At 56.2% G+C, this 26,746-nt stretch carries 20 protein-coding genes and 2 pseudogenes; 19 read left to right on the forward strand and 3 right to left on the reverse strand.

Features of this window, described 5'->3' with window-relative positions:
- Positions 1–114 precede the first annotated feature (114 nt).
- Positions 115–900 carry a carbohydrate porin gene (locus OO258_RS17725; protein ID WP_266031886.1) on the forward strand — a complete coding sequence of 262 codons (786 nt, stop codon included), beginning with the start codon at positions 115–117 and terminating at the stop codon, positions 898–900.
- A gap of 72 nt (positions 901–972) precedes the next feature.
- Here the strand turns inward: OO258_RS17725 and OO258_RS17730 are convergent, their stop codons facing one another.
- The gene (locus OO258_RS17730; RefSeq protein ID WP_218278940.1) at positions 973–1,932 is read right to left on the reverse strand and encodes a LysR family transcriptional regulator; all 960 of its coding nucleotides are present in this window, start codon (positions 1,930–1,932) and stop codon (positions 973–975) included.
- 186 nt (positions 1,933–2,118) lie between these two features.
- Here OO258_RS17730 and OO258_RS17735 point away from each other — a divergent pair, with 186 nt between their 5' ends.
- The 12 genes from OO258_RS17735 (at position 2,119) to OO258_RS17790 (ending at position 19,366) form a co-directional block, all read left to right on the forward strand.
- A complete protein-coding gene (locus tag OO258_RS17735; protein ID WP_266031887.1) occupies positions 2,119–2,625 on the forward strand; it encodes a nuclear transport factor 2 family protein in 507 nt (168 codons plus the stop codon).
- Positions 2,626–2,664: 39 nt separating this feature from the next.
- Complete coding sequence (locus OO258_RS17740) at positions 2,665–3,762, forward strand: alkene reductase (RefSeq protein WP_180688106.1); 1,098 nt, start codon at positions 2,665–2,667, stop codon at positions 3,760–3,762.
- 246 nt (positions 3,763–4,008) lie between these two features.
- Entirely contained in the window at positions 4,009–5,523 is a 1,515-nt protein-coding gene (locus tag OO258_RS17745) for an aldehyde dehydrogenase family protein (protein WP_266031888.1), read from the forward strand.
- 135 nt (positions 5,524–5,658) lie between these two features.
- A complete protein-coding gene (locus OO258_RS17750) occupies positions 5,659–8,046 on the forward strand; it encodes a membrane-bound PQQ-dependent dehydrogenase, glucose/quinate/shikimate family (RefSeq protein WP_266031889.1) in 2,388 nt (795 codons plus the stop codon).
- A gap of 318 nt (positions 8,047–8,364) precedes the next feature.
- Positions 8,365–8,841 (forward strand): nuclear transport factor 2 family protein, encoded by a 477-nt coding sequence (locus OO258_RS17755; protein WP_110743184.1) that lies wholly within the window; start codon positions 8,365–8,367, stop codon positions 8,839–8,841.
- 2 nt (positions 8,842–8,843) lie between these two features.
- A complete protein-coding gene (locus tag OO258_RS17760) occupies positions 8,844–9,917 on the forward strand; it encodes an MsnO8 family LLM class oxidoreductase (RefSeq protein WP_266031984.1) in 1,074 nt (357 codons plus the stop codon).
- On the forward strand, positions 9,907–10,635 hold the full coding sequence (locus OO258_RS17765) for a hypothetical protein (protein WP_266031890.1): 729 nt from the start codon (positions 9,907–9,909) through the stop codon (positions 10,633–10,635). Before OO258_RS17760 ends, OO258_RS17765 begins: the two co-directional genes overlap by 11 nt.
- A 509-nt stretch (positions 10,636–11,144) precedes the next feature.
- The gene (locus tag OO258_RS17770; protein WP_110743182.1) at positions 11,145–12,275 is read left to right on the forward strand and encodes an efflux RND transporter periplasmic adaptor subunit; all 1,131 of its coding nucleotides are present in this window, start codon (positions 11,145–11,147) and stop codon (positions 12,273–12,275) included.
- Between the two features lie 10 nt (positions 12,276–12,285).
- Positions 12,286–15,438, forward strand: a complete 3,153-nt coding sequence (locus tag OO258_RS17775) for an efflux RND transporter permease subunit (RefSeq protein WP_266031891.1) — start codon at positions 12,286–12,288, stop codon at positions 15,436–15,438.
- The gene (locus OO258_RS17780; protein ID WP_266031892.1) at positions 15,428–16,852 is read left to right on the forward strand and encodes an efflux transporter outer membrane subunit; all 1,425 of its coding nucleotides are present in this window, start codon (positions 15,428–15,430) and stop codon (positions 16,850–16,852) included. The genes OO258_RS17775 and OO258_RS17780 overlap by 11 nt, the downstream gene beginning before the upstream one ends.
- A 214-nt stretch (positions 16,853–17,066) precedes the next feature.
- A complete protein-coding gene (locus OO258_RS17785; protein WP_266031893.1) occupies positions 17,067–18,281 on the forward strand; it encodes an MFS transporter in 1,215 nt (404 codons plus the stop codon).
- Between the two features lie 161 nt (positions 18,282–18,442).
- Positions 18,443–19,366, forward strand: a complete 924-nt coding sequence (locus OO258_RS17790) for a LysR family transcriptional regulator (protein WP_108078684.1) — start codon at positions 18,443–18,445, stop codon at positions 19,364–19,366.
- A 130-nt stretch (positions 19,367–19,496) separates the two neighbouring features.
- Here the strand turns inward: OO258_RS17790 and OO258_RS17795 are convergent, their stop codons facing one another.
- On the reverse strand, positions 19,497–20,597 hold the full coding sequence (locus tag OO258_RS17795; RefSeq protein WP_266031894.1) for an alkene reductase: 1,101 nt from the start codon (positions 20,595–20,597) through the stop codon (positions 19,497–19,499).
- A gap of 150 nt (positions 20,598–20,747) precedes the next feature.
- Here OO258_RS17795 and OO258_RS17800 point away from each other — a divergent pair, with 150 nt between their 5' ends.
- Both OO258_RS17800 and OO258_RS17805 read left to right on the forward strand, forming a co-directional pair.
- On the forward strand, positions 20,748–21,113 hold the full coding sequence (locus OO258_RS17800) for a LysR family transcriptional regulator (RefSeq protein WP_266031895.1): 366 nt from the start codon (positions 20,748–20,750) through the stop codon (positions 21,111–21,113).
- Positions 21,114–21,354: 241 nt separating this feature from the next.
- On the forward strand, positions 21,355–21,660 hold the full coding sequence (locus tag OO258_RS17805; RefSeq protein WP_266031896.1) for a winged helix-turn-helix domain-containing protein: 306 nt from the start codon (positions 21,355–21,357) through the stop codon (positions 21,658–21,660).
- 41 nt (positions 21,661–21,701) lie between these two features.
- On the opposite strand, the gene OO258_RS17810 is transcribed toward OO258_RS17805, so the two are convergent.
- A complete protein-coding gene (locus tag OO258_RS17810; RefSeq protein WP_110743175.1) occupies positions 21,702–22,145 on the reverse strand; it encodes a cupin domain-containing protein in 444 nt (147 codons plus the stop codon).
- Positions 22,146–22,247: 102 nt separating this feature from the next.
- On the opposite strand from OO258_RS17810, the pseudogene OO258_RS17815 reads away from it, so the two are divergent.
- The 4 genes and pseudogenes from OO258_RS17815 to OO258_RS17830 all read left to right on the forward strand — a co-directional run bounded on the left by OO258_RS17815 (position 22,248) and on the right by OO258_RS17830 (position 26,685).
- Positions 22,248–23,138: pseudogene (locus tag OO258_RS17815) on the forward strand (LysR family transcriptional regulator).
- Positions 23,139–23,251: 113 nt separating this feature from the next.
- Positions 23,252–23,379, forward strand: a pseudogene (locus OO258_RS17820) (OprD family outer membrane porin); the annotation flags it as partial.
- A gap of 267 nt (positions 23,380–23,646) precedes the next feature.
- Positions 23,647–25,110 carry a sugar porter family MFS transporter gene (locus OO258_RS17825; protein WP_266031897.1) on the forward strand — a complete coding sequence of 488 codons (1,464 nt, stop codon included), beginning with the start codon at positions 23,647–23,649 and terminating at the stop codon, positions 25,108–25,110.
- A 216-nt stretch (positions 25,111–25,326) separates the two neighbouring features.
- Positions 25,327–26,685, forward strand: coding sequence for a carbohydrate porin (locus tag OO258_RS17830; RefSeq protein ID WP_266031898.1), 1,359 nt, complete (start codon positions 25,327–25,329; stop codon positions 26,683–26,685).
- Positions 26,686–26,746: the final 61 nt, after the last annotated feature.

Raw genomic sequence — 26,746 nt, forward strand, 5'->3', positions numbered from 1 at the left:
GCTGGCTCATGCCACGCAGCAGACTGACCTGGATATCGGAGCGTTCTTCAACGCTGAGTTCGTGATAAGACATGGCAACACCCTACCGGAAAGGTCAGGTGTTGCACTCAGTTTTTGCCGCCGCCCTGGTATAACTTCCCGATCGGTCAGTGGGCGACCGCAGTCAAATATCAGTTTCTTGATGATGTCGCTGTCCAGGCTGGAGTCTTCGAGCAGAACCCGACCCTTTTAGAAAATGACAATGCCTTCAAAGTGAGTACCCGTGGCGCGGAAGGTGCTCTCATACCCGCTGAGGTCATTTGGACGCCTAAACGCGCGTTATTTGGCCAGCCCGCGGAGTTCAGGCTTGGCGCTTTCTATAACACCACTGACGCCGATGACCTGCGCTACAACGCGGATGGCCATGAGCATGCGTTCGAGCCCGACACTCGCTACCAGTCGCATCGGGGGCGCAAAGGTTGGTGGTATGTCGCGCGCCAGACGGTGGGCCATGTTGGCGGAGATCAGCACCGCAAGATCGAGGTCTTTTCGGAAGGGTTCTGGAATGATCGCGATACTGGATTCGTCGCCAGGCATTACAACATCGGTCTTATCATCAATGGCCCGTTTGTCTCTCGTCCCGACGACTCGATCGGAGTCGCGATCGGGGGGTTGAGCGTTGCCTCGAATGTGACGGCACACCAGCGCCATGTAAACATCTACAATCAGGTCACCCGCTACGATGACCCGCGTTTTACCCCCGTCCAGACGGACGAATACAGTAGCGAGATCTACTACGGCGTGAAGATCACGGACTGGTTGACCGTGCGTCCCAACGTGCAGTACATCGTTCACCCTGGCGCAGTGGATGAGGTCGATAACGCGTTCTTGCTGGGCCTCATGGTCAGAGCGAGTTTCTAGCCTGTAGCGTCTGGCTGGGTTGCCCAGGGGCCACGTGCAGTTCGCGCAGGGCCCCTGATGCTTGCAGGATCATTAGCCTTCAACAGGTGCAGATTGTTGCAGATGGCTCAAGAAGTTCTGAAGCTCTCGGCTCCTTCCCATGCCTTTGCGCAAAATGATTCCATAGGGCGGTAAACCTTCGATAACGTACCCTGTGAGGACAGTGATCAGCCCTGTACGGACGTGATCATTGATCACTGCTTCGCTTAACACCATGACCGCATCCGTTAATTGCACGAGCTGCAGCATCGCCCAAATGGACGAGCACTCGATCGTTTTGGAGGGAGGGAGTAGATCCCTGTCCGCCCACCAGCGTTCCACGGCTTTTCGCCCTGGGCTCGCTGCTGGTTGAAGGAGCCACGTCCATTTCTGAAGAATGTCCTCCATCTTCGCAGGGGCGTGCGTTGCCAGTGGGTGTCCACTTCGCACCGCCATGACCAGACGATCGTTACCGAGGGGTTCGAATTCAAATCTGGACCTATCGCCTGGGGTGCCGAGACGTGCAATCGCCACATCCAGCCGCTCCTGCTCCAGCATCTCTATCAGCACGTCGCTGGTGTCACTCATCATCCGGATTCCCAGATGAGGTGAGGCGCTTTTCATGGTCGCAATAGTCGAGACCACCCGATCGAGTGCGCTACCCATGACGACACCTACGGCTAGATGGCCGTAGCCACCCTCCGCCCTGGCGGTCAGGTCTTCTACGCAGCGATCAAGGCTATTGAGCGCTGAATGGGCGAATTTCAAGAGTTCTTCGCCCACCGGGGTGGGCACGACGCCGCGAGGTTGGCGTTCGAACAGTGCGCACCCAAAAGCATCTTCTACTTCCTGAAGCATCCGGGTAAGGGTGGGCTGGGACATGTTGAGTGTCTCGGCGGCCCGATGCAGATTCTGGCAGTTGCCCAAAGTCGCCAACATGAAAAGGTGTCGGTACTTTAACCGCTTGAAAAGGCTATAAGTTTTGGCGCTGGGGCTGGCAAGGGAAGGATTCATGGCATTTGGCTATTTTATTTTGTGATTCGGTTTTTGTATCAATAAAGCAAAAAACTCTATTAGTCAAACATCGCTGCGATCGCTACGTTGTAAGTGTGTGCGGCAGTTTGGTCATGCCAAGGGCCGACTGCATTTTTCACCGATGCACATTGCTGGATTGCTAATAACAACAAGGAAAAGCCACCTATGTCGTCACAGCCTCGCTCCATCGAACAGCGTCTTGAGCAACTGGAGGATCGGGAAAAAATCAAAGAACTTAAATACCGATACGCCTTTCATTTAGATAATGGTTATGACCCTGATAGCATTGCCGCCTTGTTCTCCGAAGACGGGGAATGGATCATCAAAGGTGTGGGGGGTGATGTCCGCGGTCAAGGTGCAATCCGAGCACACTGTAAAAATTTGAGCAAAGGCATTTTGTGGAGCCAGCACGACATATTTGCGCCGCGCATTGAAATCAGTGATCAGGGCGATCGTGCGGTTGCCCACTTCAATCTCGTCTGCTTGTTGACAATGCGCACTGACGGTGCGGACGCCAAAGGCGAAGCATTTCTGCTCGCTGGAAACTACACCGACCATTTAGTGAAAATAAATGGGGCGTGGTTGTTCCAATCCATGACCGGAACCATCGAGCAGTCATCCCCTTGGGCAAAGGGCTGGGTTGAAGCCCCTTTCAAAAAAGAGTCTTGGTAAGACGAACCCTATTGTGGCATGCATTCGCAGAGGCAAAAAATGACGTTGTTGACTCCCTACGATCTATCGGGCACTCAATTAACCTCGCGCGTCGTAATGGCGCCAATGACCAGGTCGAGAGCCAAGGACACTGTGCCCAATGCCAGCACCGCGGCCTATTATCGCCAACGCGCCGGTGCAGGTTTGCTCATCACAGAAGGGGCGCAGATAACCCAGGAGGGTCAAGGCTATCTCTTCACGCCTGGCATTTTCTCTCCAGAACAGGTCGCTGGCTGGAGGCGAGTTACCGACCAGGTTCACGAAGCGGGCGGTAAGATTTTCATTCAGCTCTGGCACGTTGGTCGTATCTCTCATACGTCCTTGCAGCCCAATGGCAACGCTCCAGTTTCGTCAGTCGATACCTTGGCCGAAAACACTACGTGCTACGGCTATACCGCCGATGGTGAGCCGGGTCAGGTTCAGGTAACGCGCCCGCGGGCGTTGCCTGCCGCTGAGGTCGCCAGGGTGTCGCAAGACTTCGTCAAGGCAGCTGAAAATGCAATCCTTGCAGGGTTTGATGGTGTCGAGATTCACGGCGCGAACGGCTATATCTTTGAGCAATTCATCAATGGCGGATTGAACACGCGCACTGACGCGTACGGCGGCAGCATTGAGAACAGGCTGCGTTTCTTGTTGGAAACGGTAGATATGATTTCAGCAGCGATTGGCAGTCACCGAGTAGGTCTGCGGGTGGCGCCTTTCGGGCGTTTGTCAGCCATGCCAGCGTTTGCGGATGAGCGTGAAACGTGGCTGGCGGCGGCGGCAGCATTGAGTTCGCGAGACCTGGCTTATGTGCATTTGAGTGATCAGGATTCACTCTGCGGAAACCTCATGAACCGTGAATTTGTTCGCGAGTTCCGGGAGGTCTACCGCGGCACATTGATGTTCGCGGGATCGCTGACACAAGAAACTGCCCAGGCCATGCTGGATGATGGGCTTGTCGACCTTGCTGCTTTCGGTCGCCCCTATATCTCCAACCCCGATCTGGTAGATCGATTCAAGCGCGGCTTGCCGCTCAGCCCGTTTGACCGTGCGACTTTCTATGGAGGAGGGGATGAAGGATACATTGACTATCCGCCCTATGGCGGCCATTCCTGACGTGTCCGCCTGAGCCTGAATGTCGCCTTGATGAAGGGGCAGTGGGTATCCGTGCCCACTGCCTTTTCTATTTTAAGGCGGGATTCGGCCGGGGGGTGGGCTACGTGCTTGGCGCGATACGGTTTTCGTATCTAAATCCGCATTTTTTCCATTGGTCATGAATCGCAGAATTGGTTAGGTTCGGTATCGGCAACCAAAATACAACATGAGGTTCGTTTGAACCCTCCAGAGCCGGAGCAAGATGCTATGCCTGCGCATGATGTGATCGATCTCTCTTACCCTGCCATCTCGAGTGAAGCAGCCAGCTTCCTCGGTAAATCTCACAAGCTGTTCATCGAGGGTCAGTGGCAAGACGCCCAGAGCGGGGCACGAAGAAAAGTATTCGACCCGGCTACGGGAAAAGTCATCGCTGAGGTTGCGGACGGTGATCAAGCCGACGTCGACAAAGCTGTCAGCGCTGCTCGTAAGTCATTCGACTCTGGTGCCTGGCGCAAACTTTCGGGCTCTGAAAAAAGCAAGGTGCTCTGGCGGATTGGCGAACTGATCGACAAATACTCGCAAGAGCTGGCAGAGCTCGAAGTTCTCGATGAGGGGTCGCCCTACGGCATTGTCAAAGATGCCTATGTGCGGAACTCAGCCGAGCATTTCCGCTACTATTCCGGGTGGTGCACCAAGCTTAACGGGCTGTCCGTGCCTGTAGGCTTGGCCGGCGAGTGGCATGCCTACACGACCCATGAGCCAGTCGGCGTTGTTGGGCAGATCATCCCTTGGAATGTCCCACTGCTTATGGCTGCCTGGAAACTGGCTCCTGCGCTGGCTGCGGGTTGCTCCATTGTGCTCAAGCCAGCGGAGGACACGCCTCTCACCGCGTTGCGTCTGGCGGCCATTTGTGAGGAAGCAGGGCTTCCGCCTGGCACGCTGAACGTAGTGACGGGGGATGGCCGGTGCGGCGCTGCCTTGGTTAACAGTCCTTTGGTGGACAAAATCGCCTTCACTGGCAGTACCGCAACCGGCAAAGCAATCGCATCGGCAGCAGCCAAGACGCTCAAGCGAGTAACGCTTGAGCTGGGTGGCAAGAGCCCTGTCATCGTCTTCCCGGATGCTGACCTGTCTACCGCCATTCCTGGTGTTGCTCAAGCCGTCATGCTGAACAGTGGTCAGGCCTGTACTGCGGGTTCCCGACTTTATATCCACGAAGATGTATACGACGATGTCATCAACGGTGTCGCTGAATTCATTTCCGAGATGAAGCTCGGGCATGGGCTGAATAGGGCGACGCAGATCGGCCCTTTGATCTCCCAGCGCCAGCTTGGTCGCGTCAGTGAACTCGTCCGCACCGGTGTCAGTGAAGGTGCGAAGGTGATCTGCGGTGCCAGTCAGATGGACGGGGAGGGGTTCTTCTACAAACCTACTCTGCTGGCCAACGTCGATCATCGAATGACGGTTTATCGAGAAGAGATCTTTGGCCCGGTGATCTCCGCGATGAAGATCTCCAACCAGAGCCTCGACGATCTGGCGCGTGAAGCCAACAACACGGAGTACGGACTGGCCGCCAGTATCTGGACACAGAACGTCACCCAAGCGCATGCGCTCGCCGCGCGCATCCGGGCAGGGATCATCTGGGTCAACAGTCACAACCAGATAGACCCCTCTCTGCCCTTTGGCGGTTTCAAGGAGTCTGGCATTGGCCGGGAAATGGGCCTTAGCGGGCTTGAGCATTACACCGAGACCAAATCAGTCGCAGTGCTGCTGAAGAGCTAATCATTTGCCCGCCCAACGGGCCACACGAACCTCATTAAGACTGCGTCGCAATAGGCTCTCAGATTCCCCGCGGATGGGGGCTGAGAGCTGCTCTGTGTACGATCCCAAAGCGCGAAAAAAACAATAGGTGCGCACATGCAATTCCAAAAAGACGTCACCGATCAAGTGAGCACACTTGTTCTGTCTAAGCTACCTCTCTGGTTTGGCGGTTTACTCTTGGTGCTCGCCGCTCCGTTACTCGTAGGTGGGGTATACCTTGCCTGGCTTGGCGGATCCTTGTTCTATCTGCTCACCGGAGTATTGCTCGTTGTATCGGCCTACGGATTCTTTCAGCGTAAAAAGCTGGGTGTCTGGGTTTATCTGGGTCTCACTGCAACTGCCATCGCATGGTCGCTCTACGAAGTCGGGCTCCAGTTTTGGCCGATGGTGCCACGCCTCGCAGGGTTCCTGCTTCTTCTGATTCCTGTACTGCTGCTGGCCTCGAAGGTGGGCTTCACGCAGCGTCGGAAAGTGTGGGTGGGAGGTGCAGGGGTCACGTCAGTGCTGCTGGTCGCCGGCTTCATCGCGATGTTCTTCCCACATGGCGTTATCCAGGGGCCGGCTCGTCCTGCGGTCGCTAGTGGCGCGGCCGATAAAGCTGTAAACGGCAACTGGCAACATTATGGACGTACGCCGACTGGAACGCGCTTCGCACCGCTTGAGCAGATCACCCCAGAGAACGTTTCCAACCTTGAAGTGGCGTGGACGTTCCGTACCGGAGAGATTGCTGATGCAGGTTCTGAAAACCAGAACACTCCGGTTCAGGTGGGCGACACGCTTTACATCTGCACCCCTTTGAACAAGGTCTTCGCGGTGGATGCGAACACCGGTAAGGAAATCTGGCGCTACGATGCCAAAGTGCAAAACCAAAAGGTCTGGAACCGTTGCCGCGGTGTCAGCTATTACGACGCCACTGAGGTCTCTGATGCTGTGCGCAGTGCCTCGACCGCGGTTCAGGATTGCCCGCAACGGGTCATTCTCTCCACGCTCGATTCGCGGCTGATCGCTCTTGATGCCAAGACAGGGCAAGAGTGCCAAAGCTTCGGTATGAATGGCCAGGTTAGCCTCAAGCAGGGCATGGGCGAGGTTAAACCCACCTACTACATGGGCACTTCTCCCGTCACTGTCGCTGGCAACCTCTTGATTGTCGGTGGCTGGGTCTACGACAACCTGGAAACCAAGGAACCGTCTGGCGTCATCCGCGCGTTCAACGCTGCCACGGGTGAGCTGGAGTGGGCATGGGATTTGGGCAATCCATCGATCACCAAGTATCCACCACCGGGTGAAACGTACACCCGCGGAACGCCCAACATGTGGTCGACTGCTGCCTACGATTCCAAGCTGGGGCTTGTCTATGTACCGTTAGGCAACTCTACCCCCGATTTCTGGGGCGGGCATCGCTCTGAGGCGGCCAATCGCTACGCGTCCTCAGTTGTCGCGCTGGACTACAAGACTGGGCGAGAGCGCTGGGCTTACCAGACTGTTCATCACGACATCTGGGACTATGACATTCCTTCGCAACCCGCTCTGTATGATGTCCCGGATGGCAATGGCGCCAACCAACCGGCGTTGATCCAAACGACCAAGACCGGCAACATTTTCATGCTCAATCGGGAGACGGGTAAACCAATCACTGAAGTGGTCGAGCGAAGCGTCCCGCAACAAGAACTGGCTGGCGACAAAACGGCGCCGACCCAGCCGTTCTCGGTGGGCATGCCTTACATCGGTCAGGAAAAACTGACTGAGCAGGACATGTGGGGCGCCACAATCTACGATCAGTTGCTCTGCCGCATCCAGTTCAGATCGTTGCGATACGAGGGTGCCTTCACACCACCAGGCACCACTGCGAGCCTTCAGCACCCTGGTAATTTTGGCGGCATGAACTGGGGTAGTGTCTCTATCAACGAAGATACTGGCGTGATGGTCGTCAACGACATCCGGATACCGCTTCGCGTGCAGCTGATCCCGAGCGAACATCATGAGACCAATGGCAACGGTAAGCCCCACTCGGAGTTCGCTCCTATGCGTGGCACGCCATTCGTTGTGACCAACTCGTCCTTTGTCTCCCCGATAGACGTTCCGTGCCAAGCCCCTCCTTATGGGACTGTGACCGGTATTGATCTCAAGACGCGGGAGGTCATCTGGCAGCGTCCTGCAGGCACCGTCCAGGATACTGCAATCGCGGGTGTCAAAGTCCGGGCGCCTTTCCCGATTGGCATGCCAACCATCGGCGGTACCGTTTCGACGCGTTCAGGCCTGGTCTTCTTTGCAGGCACTCAGGACTATTTCCTGCGGGCGTACGATCAATCCACCGGCGAAGAGCTCTGGAAAGCTCGCATGCCAGTGGGTTCGCAAGCGACACCTATGACCTTTGTTTCACCGTCTAGCAATCGGCAATTCGTGGTTGTCAGTGCCGGCGGTGCACGTAGCTCAACGGATCGAAGCGATCTGTTGATCGCCTACGCGTTGCCTAAACAGCAGTAACAAGCCGTCGAGGTCACCTCAACCCTGAGGTGGCCTCGGCGGACCCGACGCCGCTCCAACCCCGCCTTCACGAAGCGTTGCATCGACATTGATCAGCGCCCCCCGCCGATGCCCACTCATTCTGTCCTGTCATTCCTGAATGTTTGGAATCGGAGCCCGATTATCTTTTCCGCGATCCCTTTTAGAGTAGAGCTCTGATGACTGGGCGCAGCAGCTGGCTGAAACTCACCGGCCTTCAGGCAGGTGGTCAGAAGGCCTTCGCCGTTTGCGCAAGCGCTTGCATAGCCCTGGTCTCCCACTCTCATTGGAGGACATTTCGTGGAAAACGCTATTCAACAGCTTATCGATCGTGAAGCCATTCGCGATCTCAGAACGCTTTACGCCCATCACCTGGACGGTAACAACATCCAGGCCCTAAGCGAGGTCTTCGCGGCGGACGCTGTGGTTGAGGTGACTGTCGGAAAAATGGAGGGGATTGAGGCGATCAAATCCGGTTTGCAGGAGGCCTTTGCACTCTACGACCGGGATAACCGGCGCAGCTTCCCGTTCATGCACGCAATCACCAATCACTGGATCAAGTTGACCGGGCCTGATACTGCCGAGGGGCGCTGCTACCTCATCGACTTCGAGACTGCGTCGAAGCCTGATCCAAACCCGTTACTGCTGCTAGGGCTGTACGCCGATGAGTACAAGCGAATCAATGGCGAGTGGCGCATCACGCGTACTCGATTGGAGGTTGTCTGGCCTGATCGCAGCAACCCTGAGCAAGTATCCGGCCAAACGGAAGGAGCGTGAATATGCACACGCCATTGAAGCTGAGCATTCTTGACTACTCTCCGGTGGATGAGGGACTGCTTCCTGTCGATGCGCTGGCGGCTAGCGTGCGCCTGGCTCAGCTTGCGGAGGAAAGCGGATTCCACAGGTTCTGGGTCTCGGAACACCATGGTGCTCCAGCGACTGCCAGCAATTCCCCTGAGATACTCATGTCGCGTATCGCATCGGCAACCAAGGCGATCAGGGTGGGTTCCGGTGGGGTGCTGCTACCTAACTACAGCAGTTTGAAGATTGCCGAGAATTACCAATTGCTTGAAGCGCTGTTCCCTGGGCGCATCGACCTTGGTTTCGGTAGAGCCCCTGGGGCTGCCAGGCGCACGAGCATGGCGCTCAATGATGAAAAAGGCGAGTCGATCCCCTATGGCCGCAAAGTTGCCGACTTGCTCGGGTTCGTGACCGGGAACCATATGCCCAACTCGCGCTATGAGGGCATGCGCGCGCATCCAGAGACCCGCAACAAACCTCAGCCTTATGTTCTAGGTGCTTCGGGGGCGACGGCGGAAGTCGCCGCGCAGGCAGGCCTGGGGTTCACCTTTGCCCATTTCATCAATCCTCGTGGCGATGGGCCGCATGCAGCTAGCGCGTATCGCCAGGCTTTCAAACCGACTGATTTTTCACAATCACCTTCGGTGGTCGTAGCCGTATTTGTAGCAGTCGGAGATACGCCTGAAGAAGCCAAGGATTATGCGGCGGCCTTTCACCTCTGGCTTACCTACGCAGAGAGTGCCAGCCCGTTCGATCGGGTGCCATCAATCGAGAGTACCCGTGCCCATCACTGGTCATCGGATGAGTTGGCGATTCGCGAGCGCAACAAAGGGCGGCTCATCTACGGGACAGCTGATCATGTCGTGGTCCAACTACGTGAGCTGGCAGATGCTTATGGTACTGATGAGGTCATGATCAACCTCATGATGCCAGGTGAGACCGCCCGGCTGAATGCATTGACCAGCATTGCCCATTCGCTGAGGAAAAGTGAGGTTGTGAGTCATTCGCTCGCTCAGGCAGAGGAATGCAAGGAGAGGGCGCATGACGCCTGATAGCCTTCCGATTGAAGCCCTCTCACCGTCAAATCACATAGCGCTGCATTTGGCCCATCGTTGGTTCGCCTTCCTGGAAGCACCTGGAGGTGACCTCGATGAACACCTGAAAATGTTCCATCCGAACGTTCTTCTATCCGGTCACCGGGTGCACCATGTGTTCGCCCAGGATCATCAGTCACTTGTGGCTTGGTTCGCATCGATACCGGATAAAATCAGCGCCCATCACATCATCCACTCAAATTACTCGACTGCAGAAAATGGCGATGGTCTGTTGAATATGGTTGTCGCTTACCAAGCGCCAGGGAAGGCGGGTATGCAAGGCTCGATCATCAGTTATGAAACGCGAATCGAGTTCTCGCCGGGGGCGCCGCGCTTTATCTCCCTCGACAAAACGCCGATCCTCTCGAACAAAAGGTCAAGCTATGAAACCTCATGGTCGACCAATCGTGTCCTCGCGCGCGTTCATGCAGAGCTGGGAGGACTAAATGGAGTGAGTGATTCAGTCCGGCGTGCCCTCGGAAATGAGGTGCGTCACCTTTCCGCCCAAGTCGTCGCCTCGGAAGGAAGCCCTGCATACGATGCGGTAGTGACCGCAGTTATGGGTGAGCCAGCTGGAGTGCGTGTGGTAAAGCTTCGTCTTACGGACGATGTCGCGCGCTCAATGCCGTCCATCGAGGACGCTCGGGTCATCGACTTTGGTGATACGCCTCTTTGAAAACAGTCCGGTTCGGGGGCGCAGCTACAGGCCAGCAGTGGTATGCGCCCCACTATGCTCTAAGGTGAACAGCAGCCACATTCCAATTTTTACAGCTCATCGATTGTGGTCTTCACAAGGCTGTCCTGCGCTTCAAGCTGATCCTTCCTTCACCGCCTTGCCAAACATCCGGACTCCTTCAAAGGATTCGGAACATGCCAAGCGCCCGTAGTCTCCGTTTCTTTGCAACCTGCCTCTCAACAGCTACAGCGCTATGCGCAGGCGTATTCACGCGCACGGCGTCTTGTCTGATTTTTATATTGGAATACAGGGATGAAATGACTGGAATTCCAGCTGATTAATCAAAATCAGGACGAGCATTAGAATTCCCTCCAAGCGATGGCGCCCGGGCTCTGTTCCGGTCGACATCATCATTCGCGCCAAATTTCTACATGACCGTCCAGGCGAGCTTGGGCCTTCAGGCTCTTGCTTGCACGCGTGTGCGCAAGCGGTTACGTACCGGAGTTTCTATGAACAAATCGTTTTCTCGGGCCGCGTTAGGGGTCTTGCCCCTTTCTGCTGCATTACTGCTGACGGGCTGTGATTCTGCGCAGGATCAAGCGGCGAGTCCTGCAGCGCTTAAAGTGGGGTACTACGCAGTCCGGGAAGCTCCGCTGACTTTGAGTACCGACCTCCCTGGGCGAACCTCCGCATTTCGCGTCGCTGAAGTTCGTCCGCAAGTTGCGGGCATTCTGGAGCGCCGATTGTTCACGGAAGGCACTGAGGTCAAACAAGGCCAGCAGCTGTATCAAATCGACCCGCGCACGTACGTGGCTCAGCAAGCCAGGGCTGAGGCCAATCTGCGCAGCGCGCGCAATCTGGCCGAGCGTTATGAGCGTTTGCTGAAAGCGCGCGCGGTGAGTCAGCAGCAACATGATGATGCCGTGGCTGCGTGGAAGCAGGCTGAAGCCGACAAGCGTGTGGCCGACATCAATGTCCAATACACCAAAGTGCTTGCACCTATCACGGGTCGCATTGGCAGATCCGCTGTTACTGAAGGTGCGCTTGTGACTGACGGTCAGGCCGCCGCTATGGCAACGGTGAATCAGCTCGATCCGATTTATGTCGATGTCACTCAACCCATCACCCGTATCCTTGCCCTCAAGCGCGCACTGAAGTCGGGTGATTTGAAAACCTCGGGCACTGACCAGGCTGAGGTCAGTCTGACCTTGGATGACGGCAGTGCCTACCCGCTTGCCGGTACCTTGAAATTCTCCGAAGTGAGCGTTGACCAAGGCACCGGCTCGGTCACTTTGCGCGCTGTTTTTCCCAATCCTGAACGTGCTCTGCTGCCTGGGATGTTTGTACATGCCCAAGTGAAAGAGGGGGTCCGCGAAAACGCCATTCTGGTGCCTCAGCAGGCCATCGTCAGGGACAGCCGGGGTGTTGCGACTGTATGGGTGATCACTGCTGACAATCATGTAGAGCAGCGCGATCTCGAGACTGTGCGCACGGTAGGGAACGCCTGGCTGGTAGACAGTGGTGTCAGGCCAGGTGAGCGGGTTATCACCGAGGGGCTGCAGTTCGTCCAGGCGGACTCGGTCGTCGAAGGGCAGCCTGCATCGAACGTCCACGTGAACACCGCTTTGACGGCAAACTGAGAGGTCTACAATGTCTCGTTTCTTCATTGATCGGCCAATTTTTGCCTGGGTGATCGCGCTCGCGATCATGCTCGGTGGAGCACTGGCGATCCACAGCCTTCCTGTCAATCAATATCCCAATATCGCGGCGCCGGCTGTGCAGATAACCGTCACCTACCCAGGTGCCTCTGCGCAGACCGTTCAAGATACGGTGGTGCAAGTCATCGAGCAGCAGCTGAACGGCCTGGATGGCCTGCGTTACATCAGTTCGGCAGCAAACAGTGACGGTAGCGTTGAAATCACAGTGACTTTCGACCAGGGCGTCAATCCTGATATCGCGCAGGTTCAAGTTCAGAACAAACTTCAGCTTGCGACGCCTAACCTGCCGGCGGAAGTGCAGCGGCAAGGGATCCGCGTGGTGAAGTTCCAGGTGAACTTCATGCTGCTGGTCAGCATTTACTCGAAGGATGGAAAGCTGAGCTACGGTGACTTGGGCAACATCATCGTGTCGAGCTTCCAGGATCCGCTGTCCCGTACCCAAGGGGTGGGCGACTTCTTCGTGTTTGGCTTCCAGAATGCGATGCGCATCTGGCTTGATCCCGCCAAGCTCAATAGCTACCAGTTGATGCCCAGCGATGTCACCGCCGCTATCTCGGCGCAGAACGTCCAAGTCTCGTCCGGAGCTATTGGCGGACTGCCGACGCGTAAAGGTGTTGAGCTGAGCGCGACGGTGATCGGTAAAACCCGGTTGAAAACCGCTGATGAGTTCAAGGAAATTTTGGTCAAGGTGCAGCCGGACGGTTCTCAGATTCGCTTGAAGGATCTGGGCGAAGTGGTGCTGGGCAATGAAACCTACTCCTACGACGTCAACTACAACGGTAAACCTGCAGCCGGTATTGCGTTGCGCTTGGCCACCGGCGCGAACATGCTGGAGACCGTCGAACGCGTCAAAAATACTGTCGACCAGCTTAAACCTTACCTGCCGCCCGGCGTAGAAGTCGTTTACCCCTACGACACCAGCCCCTCGGTGAAAGCCTCGATCGACTCGGTGGTGCATACCCTGTTCGAGGCAGTCGTTCTGGTGTTTCTGGTCATGCTGCTGTTCTTGCAGAACATGCGTGCGACCTTGATTCCAACCCTGGCGGTGCCGGTGGTGCTGCTCGGTACCTTTGGCGTGCTGTACGCCTGTGGGTTCACTATCAACGTGATGACGATGTTCGCCATGGTGCTGGCGATCGGGCTGCTTGTGGACGATGCCATCGTGGTCGTGGAAAACGTCGAGCGACTGATGGAAGAGGAGCACCTGTCGCCACGTGACGCCACCTACAAATCGATGCAGCAAATCTCCGGAGCGCTGGTAGGCATCGGCTTGGTGATTAGTGCCGTGTTCATGCCGATGGCTTTCTTTGGCGGCTCCGCAGGGATCATCTACCGGCAGTTCTCCATTACGATCATCACCGCGATGGGGCTCTCTGTACTGGTCGCGCTGGTTTTCACCCCGGCACTCTGCGCAACCATGCTCAAGGCGCATGCCGGTGGTCAGAAGAAGCAAACCGGTTTCTTCGCGTGGTTCAACCGCGTCTTCGAACGAAACACTGATCGCTATGCGTCCTCGATTTCGAGGATCTTGCGCAACCCCAAACGAACCTTCGTGATTTATGCATTGCTGCTGCTTGGCGTCGTCGCCATGTTCAGAAATCTGCCGTCTGCCTTCCTACCGGATGAAGACCAAGGATTGCTGATTGTGCAGATTCAGACACCGCCCAACAGCAGTGCTGAACGCACCCAGACGGTCATCGATAAAGTTCGAACGTATCTGTTGGAAGAGGAGAAAGACGGTGTCGTCTCCGCGTTCAATATCAGTGGTTTCAACTTCGCGGGTCGCGGGCAGAACTCTGCCGTGATCTGGGTGCGACTCAAGCCGTTCGAGGCGCGTACTGACAGTGAAAACTCAGCCTTTGCCATTGCTCAGCGGATAACGCGCTTTGCCAGCACTGTCCGAGATGCGAATGTCGTTTCAATCGTCCCCCCTGCCATCATGGAAATGGGTAACGCGACGGGCTTTGACCTTTTCCTCCAGGACAACGGTGCTCGAGGCCATGCTGCGCTGATGGAGGCGCGTGATCAGTTGCTCAAGCTGGTGGCCAAAGAGCCTGCGCTGGCCATCGTCAGGCCTAACGGGCTCGCTGATGAGGCTCAGTACCAGGTGACCATTGATGATGAGAAGGCGCGGGCACTGCAGGTTTCGATCGAGTCGATCGATGACACGATGTCTGTTGCTTGGGGTTCCACCTACGTCAACGACTTCGTCGACAAGGGGCGTGTGAAAAAGGTGTATGTCCAAGGTGAAATGGACGCTCGGATCTCGCCGGAAGACTTTGACAAATGGTACGTGCGAAATGCGGCTGGGCAGATGGTGCCATTCTCCTCGTTCGCCAGTGGTCAGTGGGTCTATGGCTCGCCCAAGCTGGAGCGCTATAACGGCATTCCTTCCGTTGAGTTGCTGGGACAGCCAGCACCGGGCTACAGCACAGGGGATGCCATGGCAGCGATTGAACGGGTCGCTTCGCAGCTGCCAAATGGCTTTGGAGTGTCCTGGACTGGGCTTTCTTATGAAGAACGAGCGGCAGGTTCTCAAGCGATCACACTGTATGTGCTGTCACTGATGATCGTGTTCCTCTGCCTTGCAGCTCTTTATGAAAGCTGGTCGGTGCCCGTATCGATCATGCTCGTTGTGCCGCTCGGGGTGCTTGGTGCGGTCGCCGCAACCCTCGGGCGAGGCCTTTCCAATGATGTGTTCTTCCAGGTCGGCATGTTGACGACCATGGGGCTTGCAGCGAAAAACGCCATCCTGATCGTCGAGTTCGCAAAAGACCTCTACGAAAACCAGGGCCGCACTCTGGTGCAGGCTGCAACTGAGGCAGCGCGTCTGCGGCTGCGTCCAATCATCATGACTTCCATCGCGTTCGTGATGGGTACGTTGCCTCTTGCACGCGCTTACGGGCCGGGCAGTGGCAGTCAGCATTCGATTGGTACTGCGGTGGTCGGAGGTACGCTCGCAGCAACATTCCTGGCCATTTTCTTTGTGCCGTTGTTCTACGTGGCTGTGACGAAAGTGTTCAAGTCAAGGCAGCGTGGGGCTGTGCGCGTAGCTATCCACGAGGGCGCTCATCATGACGCATAAACCCCTGCTGTTGGTATTGGCGATGACATTGGGTGGCTGCAGCCTGATCCCCGATTATCAACGGCCCGAGGCCCCGGTTCCCAGCACCTTTCCTGAGGGCGCCGCTTATGCGGCCCCATCTTCAGGAGGCGTCGCGAGGATCGATTGGAAAACCTTCTTCAAAGACCCCGCCTTGCATGAGCTGGTGGATTTGGCTCTGTCCAACAACCGCGACCTGCGCAAAGCGGCACTGAATGTCGACGCATACCGCGCCCAGTACCGCATCCAAGGGGCGGCGCTGCTGCCTGAGATTGGCGTTGACGGGCGCACTGGGCGCTCCCGAACCCCGGGGGACCTTTCAACAACGGGTCAACACATCACCTCGGGAGATAACAGTCTTCAGGTAGGGCTGACGAGCTACGAGCTGGACGTTTGGGGCCGAGTACGTAGCCTTGATCAGAGTGCGCTGGAAACGTATCTCGCGAGCGAAGAAACGCAACGGAGCGTGCAGTTGGGCTTGGTCGCCAACGTTGCGATCGCTTATTTCACATGGCGCACGGATCAGCAGCTTCTGGAGGTTACCCAGTCGACACTGCAAAACTACAGGCACAACCTGGATCTGGTACAAGCCAGTAGCGAGGCAGGTACTGCGTCGGATCTCGATGTGCGACAGGCAAGGACGCTCGTAGACAGCGCACGCGGGCAGGTTCAAGCATTCACCCGCCAGGTTGCCCAGGACGCGAATGCTTTGCGGCTGTTGCTAGGGATCGATCTGCCGGCAAACCTGAGCGGCGTAGATCTGGACAAACCCTTGCTCGCAGACATACCAGCAGGTCTACCCGCGGAGCTGATACAGCAGCGCCCGGACATCCGTGCTGCCGAGCATCAGCTGCTTGCGGCCAATGCAAATATTGGCGCTGCTCGTGCGGCGTTTTTCCCGAGCATCACGTTGACCGGGGCCGCAGGGACCGCCAGCAGCCGACTTAGCGGCCTGTTTGATGCAGGTTCGGAAAGCTGGAGCTTTGCCCCTCAAATCAATCTGCCCATTTTCAATGGCGGGCGACTCAAGGCGAGTCTGGACTACGCGAAAATCCAGAAGGATCTTGGCATTGCAAACTATGAGTCGGTAATCCAGACCGCCTTCCGCGAAGTGGCGGATGGCCTGGCTGCGTTGGGAACCTGGGGGGAGCAGATAGAGAGCCAGCGTGACCTGGTGCGCACCTTCGAGGAATACAACCAGATGGCGCAGCAGCGCTATGACGAGGGGGTGGATAGCTACCTGGCTCTACTTGATGCCCAACGTCAACTCTTGTCTGCACGGCAACAGCTGTTGACCGACCACCTTGCTCAACTTACGTCCCAAGTCCAGCTGTACAAAGCGCTGGGGGGAGGGTGGTCTGAGGTCTCCCAGAAACCACCTGTAGCACAGCAGTAAAACTCCCGATCTCCTTTGGTGGGAGTCTCTTTAAGGCGCCTAAGGGGCGCCTTCTTTTTTGCGCGCTTTCGCCAGGGTAATCCGTCCATACAACGCCCACGCCCGGGAAGGGTTCAGTGCGATTCGAGCGAGCAGAATTAACCTTCAGGCTAATGCTTAGCAGGCTAAGCATCGGTATAGTCAGCGCATCCCCGATTAGCGAAGTGGTTAACTCGTGTCTGCACATCACTCTTTGGCTAAAGCTCGCTTGCTTGTTTCCCTGGCCATTTTGAGCGCGCTCGTAGGCAGTACAGCCCCATCCCCCTTGTACGGTCTTTATCAAGCGAACCTGCATTTCTCGTCGACAACCCTGACCTCGCTTTTTGCCGTTTACGCCATCGGCGTCTTGCTGGCATTGGCAGTCCTGGGAAGGCTTTCCGACCGCTTGGAGGATCGCCGCTGTGTCTTGGTACCGGCACTGTTTGCTGTGGCGGCAGGGTCATTGGTATTCGCATTTTCGACGGAGCTTGATGGGCTCTTCCTGGGACGCTTTTTGGCCGGGGTAGGTACGGGTGCACTTACCGGCAGCGCCAATGCGGCGCTGGTTGGTTTTGATGCTCAAGACCGCAAGCGGCATGCAGCGGTATTGGCCACCGTGTCCTTCACGTCCGGCGCAGCCTTGGGGCCGGTGCTGAGCTCAGCTGCCATCGCCGTTGATTTTTACCCTACGCTCAGTCCCTTTGTACTTAACGCTTGCCTGGCCATATTGACTGCAATTGGGTTGTGTCGCGTGCAGTGGAGCGGGGAGGTTGTGCATCACATTCCCAAAGCAAGCGACGGCAGTGAGCGCTTGACCCTCGACGAACAAATGCGAGGTAGCTGGCGGGCGTTCACTCGGATCTCATTGATCCTGGTGGTCGCATGGTCAGTTGGATCGGTTTTCGTCGCATTAGGGCCTTCGATGATCATCAGCACGCTGACGGAGGTCTCAGCGCACAGTCATGCCTCGGCGGGTTTACTTGTTACCGCGTTCCAGGCGACAGCGGGGATAACGCAATTCTTCTGCCGACGCGTCAGGCCTGAACTCGCCATGGGCAGTGGTGGGGCGTTGATATGCGCGGCCTGGGTGGGGTGCCTGGTCGCCTTGTACGTACATCAGCCATCAATCTTCGTACTCTTCACTGTCCTCGCAGGGGTGGGATATGGCGCGACGTTCGTGGGCGCAATGGGTGTTTTCACATCGCTTGCTCCTGGTACTCACAGAGCTGCTTTGGGATCGCTTTTCTATCTCGCAGGATATTTGGGGAGTGCGATCGGCATCATCGGTATGGGCGCGTTGGTGGATGCCTTAGGTATGGAGAACGCCTCAGCGGTAATGTTGGGGGTAGTCGCGATGTCGCTGGGGTATCTGCTAGTGGGCAAGGACAGGGTGGGTGTGCCTAAGAAGTAGCGCGCTGCGGCCCGCCAAGGCAATGCCGCTGAGGCAGGTAAACCTCACCCCGAAAATTCGGTGTCCGGGCGCTTGCAAGGCAGCAGCAAGGGCTGTGTATTTCGGTACAATTTCACCATTAGGGTGCGTAAATTCCACCCCTTTCAGCTCGGGGCTCCATAATGGCGGTTAACACGTTTGACGGAATCAGGGAGTTTGTCACCTCAGCTCAAACGCTCAGCTTTACTGCAGCAGCGCTGGAACTGGGAGTGACCAGCTCTGCAGTGGGTAAAAGTGTTACTCGCCTGGAGGCCCGACTCGGTGTGAAGCTTCTGCATCGCACGACTCGGCGTCTTATATTGACGAGTGAAGGAGAGGCATTTCTCGCCAGTTGCCTTCGGGCAATTGACGAGCTGGCAGAATCGGAAAGTTTCCTTACCACCGGCCAGCAGGAGCCCGTTGGTCGGCTGCGTGTCGACCTACCCGCTGCGTTTGGCCGGCGGCACATTTTACCGACACTGATTGATCTTTCGGTTCGGTACCACAAGCTTGATCTGTCAGTGAGCTTTAGTGAGCGGCTTGTCGATATCATCAATGAGGGGGTCGACTTGGTGGTAAGGATTGGAACGCTCAAAGATGACGGGGAGATTGTCGCGCGAAAGCTCGGTAGCCAGAGCTTGCTGATTTGCGCCACACCCAGTTACCTTGAGCGGCGCGGTGTCCCGCAGACCCGAGAAGATTTACTGTCTCACGACTGTATAGTCGGTTGGCGAAACGGCACTCGAAAAACCTGGATGCTGCTGGATGACAAGGGGCATGTCAGCGAGCAAGAGGTATGCGTGAAGCACGAGATGGGTGATGGAGAGATGTTGTTGGAGATGACACTTGCGGGGGGAGGGCTGGCGCAACTTCCAACGTGGCTCGTTCATGATCAGATCGAGCAAGGCCTCTTGATTCCCGTCCTTCAGCAGTATGAGGGGGCTGAAATGCCAATCCATGTCATCTGGCCGCGTACGCGCTACATTCAGCCCAAGGTGCGGATGATCGTCGATGCGCTCCTCGAACTTGCTCAACGGGACTCGAAAATTTTCCGTCCTGACAGATGATGCGTGACTTTCTATATGAAAAAGGCGACCCACGTTGAGGTCGCCTTTTTGTTCGCAGCGTGCGTGTTGGCCGGCGCATGCCACCACGGCCAGGGACTGGGCTCAGGCAGGTTCAGCGCGCAGATGCTCTTCAGGCTGGGTTGTAGACTGGATAATCGACATATCCTTTTTCGCCACTGTTGCCGTAGAACGTCTCACGGTCAGGAGTGGCAAGGGGCCAGCCATTCTTCATGCGCTCAACTAGATCAGGGTTGGCGATGAAGGGGCGGCCAAAGGCGATTAAATCGAGCTCGCCCGCCTCCAGAGCGGCTTCAGCGGATTCGCGATCAAACCCTCCCGCCGCAATGAGCGTGCCTCGGTACGATGCTCTGAATTGCTTGGCGAATCCTTCAGGCATCCGTTCCGCACCGATGGTCAGTTGGTCGCTCAAATGCACATACGCGATGTTTCGCTTTTGCAGCTCGGCCGCAACCGTTACCCATGTCTCGGCTTCATCTTCAAATGGCGCCATGTCAAAAAGCCGTCCGAATGGGGAGATACGTACGCCCACTTTCTCTCGGCCAATTTCTGCCGCGACTGCATCGATGGTTTCGAGGAGAAGCCTGATTCGATTTTGGATCGAGCCTCCATACTCATCAGTACGGTCGTTCACAGTTGGATTGATGAACTGCTCGAATAAGTATCCATTGGCGCCATGGATTTCAATACCGTCGAATCCGGCTTCCATCGCCCTGCATGCAGCACGGACGAAATCGCCTTTGATGTCAGCAATTTCAGGGACCGTCAGGGCCCGCGGCTTACTGGCCTGGATCGGGCCAGGCTGATGATTTTCATCGTAGGCGTATGCGTTGGAGTTAGCTGCCAGCTTCGCACTCGACGAGACAGGCGCTTCACCGTTTGGTTGCAAGGTGGTGTGTGATACACGGCCCACATGCCACAACTGGGCGAAAATGCAGCCCTGTTTCTGGTGAACGGCTGCGTTGACCCTTTTCCATCCTTCGACTTGTTCTTGCGTATACAACCCAGGGTTGAACAGGTATCCCCGCCCTTGCACCGAAACGGGTACACCTTCGGTGATGATCAGTCCGGCACCAGCGCGCTGCTGGTAGTACAGCACAGTCAGGTCATCGGGAACTGTCGTTTCGGCGCGTGCGCGCGTCATGGGGGCCATGACCACGCGGTTTTTCAAGCTGAGGCCTGACAAGGTATAGGGCGTGAAAAGCATGCTCATTAGGATCCTCTCTAGGGAGCGCTCCGATGCGCTGATCAGGGAAATATACGCGGGATATCGCTGCTGATAACTGCTCCCCGATTCCAGGCATTATGGACTCAGCTTCCAGAATAAGGCGTTGTCCTGCGGGTTCACCGCCTGTAGCCTGAAATGCGGTGTATATCCAGCCGTCCTGATGAGAACCGCCGCCTGCTGAGGGAAGTTCGATTGTCTACTGTGCGTACCGATTTTGACCCCATCCGCCTGCGTTGCCTTGATCTTAATAAGTTGGTCGTTTTCATGGTTGTTCACCGCTCGAAAAGTGCGAGCTGTGCAGCGCTTATGCTCGGTGTCACTCAGCCTGCTATTAGCAATACGCTCAGGGATCTAAGAACGTTTTTTGGTGATGAACTTTTTGTCCGACGAGGCAGGCAATTGCACGCCACTTCGCACGCTAACGCGATTGCCGGGCACCTCGAGCGCTCGTTGAGCCTGTTGGGTGAAGCACTTGGTAAGTTCTCAGCCTCGCCTCGCTGAGTGCACACCCAGCGTCGCCCCTAAACGCCCTGATCGATTCATAAAATGAATCGGTCAGGCGCATTTTTGCAATAGTTGCACAGGGCTGATCGGGGGTATTGTCGGCTGCATCACACCTGGGCTTGTGCATCTGCGGGTCAGCGAATGTTAACAAGCGGTTCGTTTCGATGAAGGCTTGTAGGTGGTGAGTATTTGGCGTAACTGCCGGTGATGGGATTGCATGAGAGCCATACCTCCTACCATGAATGATCTTGCCTACGCTGACCTGAACCTGAACGCCCTTAAACGGGAAGCGATCTGTAAAAACAAGCGTGTTGTAGTCAAGGGTACCTCCTTTAGGTTGCTCTCGCTTCTCGTCATTAACGCCAATCATATTGTCAGCCGCCAAAGTATCTTCAAGGATGTGTGGGGTTTTAATTTCGACCCGGGAACCAAGCGCATAGAAGTGCAGCTCAACTACCTGCGTAAAACGTTGCGACTATTGGGTTCCACTGCTGTCATCGAAACGCACCGTGGTAAAGGCCTCAGGCTGGTCGAGCATTCATGATCTGTTTCTCCAGGCCGGAATAAGCAACGCCTTGTTTTGGCTCAGTCCTTTTTCGCAGCGCTGCCCAGGAAGACGTCATCACTTACCGGCTCCAGCCAATCCACTGCCTTCCCCTCCAGCAACTCATTGATCGCGATGTGCTGCAATGCCGTGGTGTCGGTCGCACCGTGCCAATGACGTCGGCCACAATTGCACCAGATAAGATCGCCGGTTCGGATCTCGGTCTTAGGCCCATCTTCGCATTGCGTCCAACCTACGCCATCGGTGACCAGCAAGGCTTGGCCGAGAGGGTGGCTGTGCCAGTGAGTACGAGCGCCCGGCTCAAAGTTGACCACTGCAATACCAATGCGCGCAGGGGCTGGAGCGGTGAAGACGCAGTCAATGCGCACGCGTCCGGTGAACCACTCAGCAGGCCCTTGGATCGCCTTGGTCGAGCCAGCACGGTGAATTTGCATGTCGGCGTTGGGAAGCCTGTTATCTGTCATGGTGGTCAAATCTCTCGAAAACGGATTGAGGGAACTGTACCGAGCGCGGTTTAATTCGATAATTAGCAAAATCCAGAAGTCGGTTTGAAGCTGAGCTTAACAATGAAGACAGGCAATCTGAGCGATCTAGTGGTCTTCGTGGCGGTGGCCAGGGAGCGCAATTTCACCCGGGCGGCGGCATGGTTGGGTGTGTCACCCTCAGCCGTTAGCCAGACGATACGGGGCCTGGAGGAGCGTCTCGGCGTTCGGCTCCTCACCCGCAGCACCCGGAGCGTCACGTGAACGGAGGCGGGGGACCGATTACTACGCGATATCGCGCCACTGTTGGATCAAATCAATGGTCACCTTGGTGCGCTGTCAGCGTTCGGGCAACACCCGTCAGGGACGGTGCGCATTACTGCCGACGAGTACGCCGTCCGGCACGTGCTTTGGCCAAAGCTGCGACCCGTGATTGAGTCCTACCCAGATATCGCGATTGAATTGATGACGGATTATGGTCTGACTGACATCGTTGCCGCCCGATTTGACGCGGGTGTACGTTTGGGCGGGATCATTGATGCCGACATGGTGGCTGTGCCCATTGGGCCGCCCATGCGCATGGTTACACTAGCCTCACCCGACTACCTGAAGCGTTACGGCGCACCCCGGCGACCTGAAGAGCTGATAACCCATCGTTGCATCAACTTGCGCTTGCCTACGCACGGCGGCGTCTATCCATGGGAGTTCACCCGCGATGGCAGCGAGTTTCGTGTTCGCGTGCAAGGGCCCCTGATCATGAACAGCTCGCTGCAGATACTCGATGCCTGTCTGGCTGGGGTCGGGCTGGCCCAGGTTACCGATGCGCACGCGCAGGAATACCTCAACAGCGGCGCGCTTGAAGAGGTATTGGCGGACTGGTCAGAAATGTTCCCTGGCTATCACCTCTATTACCCCACACGCCGACAGCAAACGGCGGCGTTCAGGGTAGTCCTGGACGCGCTGCGCAGGGAATAGTTGCGGCCGTGACGTCTGCATTTCCGACAGCTCATCAGCGTCCGAAAAACTTCATCCGGACTTCGCCGTCCTCGAGCACTTGAGCCAGACCAATGGGTTTTTTGATCTTGCCGATTCAGTCAGGGTCGTTGAAGGTTCGCAGCGTCAAATGGCGCAACTCCCCCTCCGGCGAAACTGGGGCACCAACTCCAGCTTTGATGAGAATCGATTGAGCATCTCCTACCCTTTGTCTTTGCTGTAAACGCTCCTCCAAGCGGGCGTCTTCAAGCGGACTTTGATGGGGCCTGCTCAGCCAATGCAGCATGTGAATGTAGCTCCGGTACGGTGCACCCAAGCGCTAAATCGCATCACCTTGTACTCGGTTGAGATCGGGGGTTAGTGAAATAATGACCGCGCATCTTCCCCCAGAATTTCATGCCAGAAAAACACATTTCCCTTTCGCCTGTTTTTTTTTGCATGTAGCGCGGATAGCCTGCCACTACCAACTCCATAAATCTAAAAAAGGTAGATGCTCATGCAACCTGGCGACCATGCCTTGCCTAGCCAAAAATCCAAGATCCTCTGGCGCGTAGCGGCCATCGCAACCATGGGTTCTCTCGCCTTCGGTTACGACACGGGTGTGATCTCGGGTGCCCTCCCATTCATGACCCTAGATCCGAGTGAAGGTGGACTCGGTCTGACACCAGTCACTGAAGGTGCGGTTGCATCTTCTCTGATTTTCGGTGGTGCAGTAGGTGCGTTCGCTGCTGGTCAGCTAGCTGATCGTTATGGTCGTCTGCTTGTTCTCAAGCTCTTGGCGCTGCTGTTCGCTTTCGGTGCAATTGGTAGCGCCCTGGCCCCAAGCATCTGGGCCATGATCATGATTCGCTTCGCCCTGGGCATCGCTGTCGGTGGTGCATCTTCGATTGTTCCAGTCTTCATTGCAGAGCTCGCAGGCCCGAAGCATCGAGGCCGCCTAGTCTGCCAGAGTGAGCTGATGATCGTTTCTGGTCAATGTCTGGCCTATATCTCCAGTGCCATCCTGGCCCACCTTTTCGAAAACCCTGCCATTTGGCGCTACATGCTGGCGATTGCCTTGATACCAGCAGCGCTGCTGTACATGGGCACCAACTTCGTTCCGACTTCTCCTCGCTGGTTGGTTACCAAAGGCCGCGTGGATGAGGCCCGAAAAGTGCTTCTCGGTCTGCGTGACACCGAGAAAGAGACTGACCAAGAAGTTAAAGAAATCGTCGAGCAGTGCAGCTATGAGCGTACTCATACCAGCATCGTTAGCAAGCTGAGTGAGCCATGGCTGATCAAGCTGCTCCTGGTAGGTAGCGGTCTGGGCTTCGTGATTCAGGCTACCGGTGTCAACGCCTTCATGTACTACACGCCAAGCATCCTCAAGGCTACTGGTATGGGCACCAGCGCTGCTCTGGTGGCAACCATCGGTAACGGCGTGATCTCTGTCGTTGCATGCATGATCGGCATGTGGGCCATTAACCGGATGGGCCGTCGCCCGATGCTGCTCTTGGGGCTCGCTGTCGTAGTTCTGACTCAGATCTTCCTGGGCGTCGTTATCAACTTCATGCCGGGCTCTCTCACTCAGAGCTACCTGGCGCTGTCTGGTATTCTTGTCTTCCTCTTCTTCATGCAAATGTGCATTGGCCCGGTGTACTGGGTTCTGATGTCTGAAATCTTCCCGACTCACTCTCGCGGTGTCATGAATGGTATTGCGGTCGGACTGTTCTGGATTTTCAACGCCATCGTTGCGTTCGTGTTCCCAATTGCACTGAACTACTTCGGCGGCATGACCTTCTTTTTATTCGCTGTGGTGAACGTCTTCTCGATCATCTTCTGTATGCGTTTCGTTCCAGAAACGAAGGGTCTTTCCCTGGAAGAGATTGAGCGACTCATGGAGCGCCGCTTTGGGGGCAAGGCCAGCCTGGGAGAACAGGCCAGAGTGAAGGCCACTGCCGGTGCTTCGTGGTGATCTGATCAGGTAGTTGATTCACAGTGATGCTACCAGGACGGTAGCATCACTTGATTAAGCCCCAGTTGGTCTCATTCCAATATCTAAAAACCTAATTCTAATTGCGCGCTTCGATGCCTAGTGCATGGAGGTACGCTCGTCCGCGTGCGATTGAAGCAGTGAAGCTTCTGCTTAATAAGCTTGCACTTTGTTAAAATAATAAAAGTAGGAGAGTGTATGTCAGTCGTTTATCTTCATCCCGTAAATCCACGTGTTCTGCTTGGCGTCTCAGTTTTGGGTTTGATCGGCTTGATATCGGATCATGTTAGGGCAGATGAAAAATTTGATGCCTCAAACTATATGACTGGTGATTGGGGAGGTCTGCGTTCTGAGCTCCATGACAAAGGGGCAGACTTCACCGTTGAGTATGTGGGGGAGGCAGCAGCAAATCTGCATGGTGGGTACAATAAGGACAAGACAGCGCGTTACACCGACCAGGTTGCTCTGGGCACAACGCTGGACTTGAACAAGCTCGCTGGATGGCAGGGCGCCAAATTCCAGTTGATGGTCACCGAGCGCAGTGGCCGTAATCTCGCAGGCGACCGCATCGGAGATCCTCGTGCCGGCATGCTCAGCTCTACCCAAGAGGTTTATGGTCGAGGTCAGACCTGGCGCCTTACGCAAATGTGGTTGAGCCAGGAGCTTCTGGACGGTGACCTCGATGTGAAATTCGGGCGCTTCGGCGAAGGTGAGGACTTCAACACCTTCCCCTGCGATTTCCAGAACAACGCCTTCTGCGGTGCCCAGGTGGCGAACTGGGCGGGCTCCGTTTGGTACAACTGGCCTGTAAGCCAGTGGGCTGCGCGTGTGAAATACAAGATCACGCCAGAGGTCTATGCGCAGGTGGGGGCCTTTGAGGTCAACTCTTCCTACCTTGAGACCGGCAATGGCTTCAAGCTAAGCGGCAGTGGTGCTGAGGGGGCCTTGTTCCCTGTAGAGCTGGTCTGGACACCGAAGGTAAATGGCCTGCCAGGCGAATATCGAGCCGGGTATTACTACAGCAATGCGAAGGCTGACGATGTCTTCGACGGCGCCGACGGCCAGCCACAGCCGGTCTCAGGCGGAGCATTCCAGAGCCACGGCAGCAAGCACGGCTCATGGATAGTCATCCAGCAACAGCTGACGTCTCGCGGTGGCTCCACTGATCGCGGTCTGTCTGTCTTCTTCAATGCCACAATGCACGATAAGGAAACCAACTTGGTCGACAATTTCGTTCAGGCAGGTGTTTCGTATAAGGGCCCGTTCGACTCACGTCCGAAGGACGACTTCGGTTTCGGCGTCGCACGTATCCACGTCAACCCAGCGGTCGCCAAGCACGCCAGCCTCACTAACCAGCTCGCGGGCATCAATAACTTCGAAAACCCGGCGTTCATGCCCGTCCGTGATACCGAATACGATGCCGAGATCTACTACGGTTTTGCCGTAACGCCTTGGCTCACCCTCAGGCCGAACCTTCAATACATCCGTCACCCGGGTGGTGTGGATGAGGTCGACAGTGCAGTGGTTGCAGGCTTGAAGATGGCGGTTAAGTTCTAAGCCGATTCAAGAGCGCCAAGCCCGACATTAATGTCGGGCTTTTTTTGGGCTACGAGTTGTG

Source organism: Pseudomonas sp. DCB_BI, assembly GCF_026240995.1.
GTDB lineage: Bacteria > Pseudomonadota > Gammaproteobacteria > Pseudomonadales > Pseudomonadaceae > Aquipseudomonas.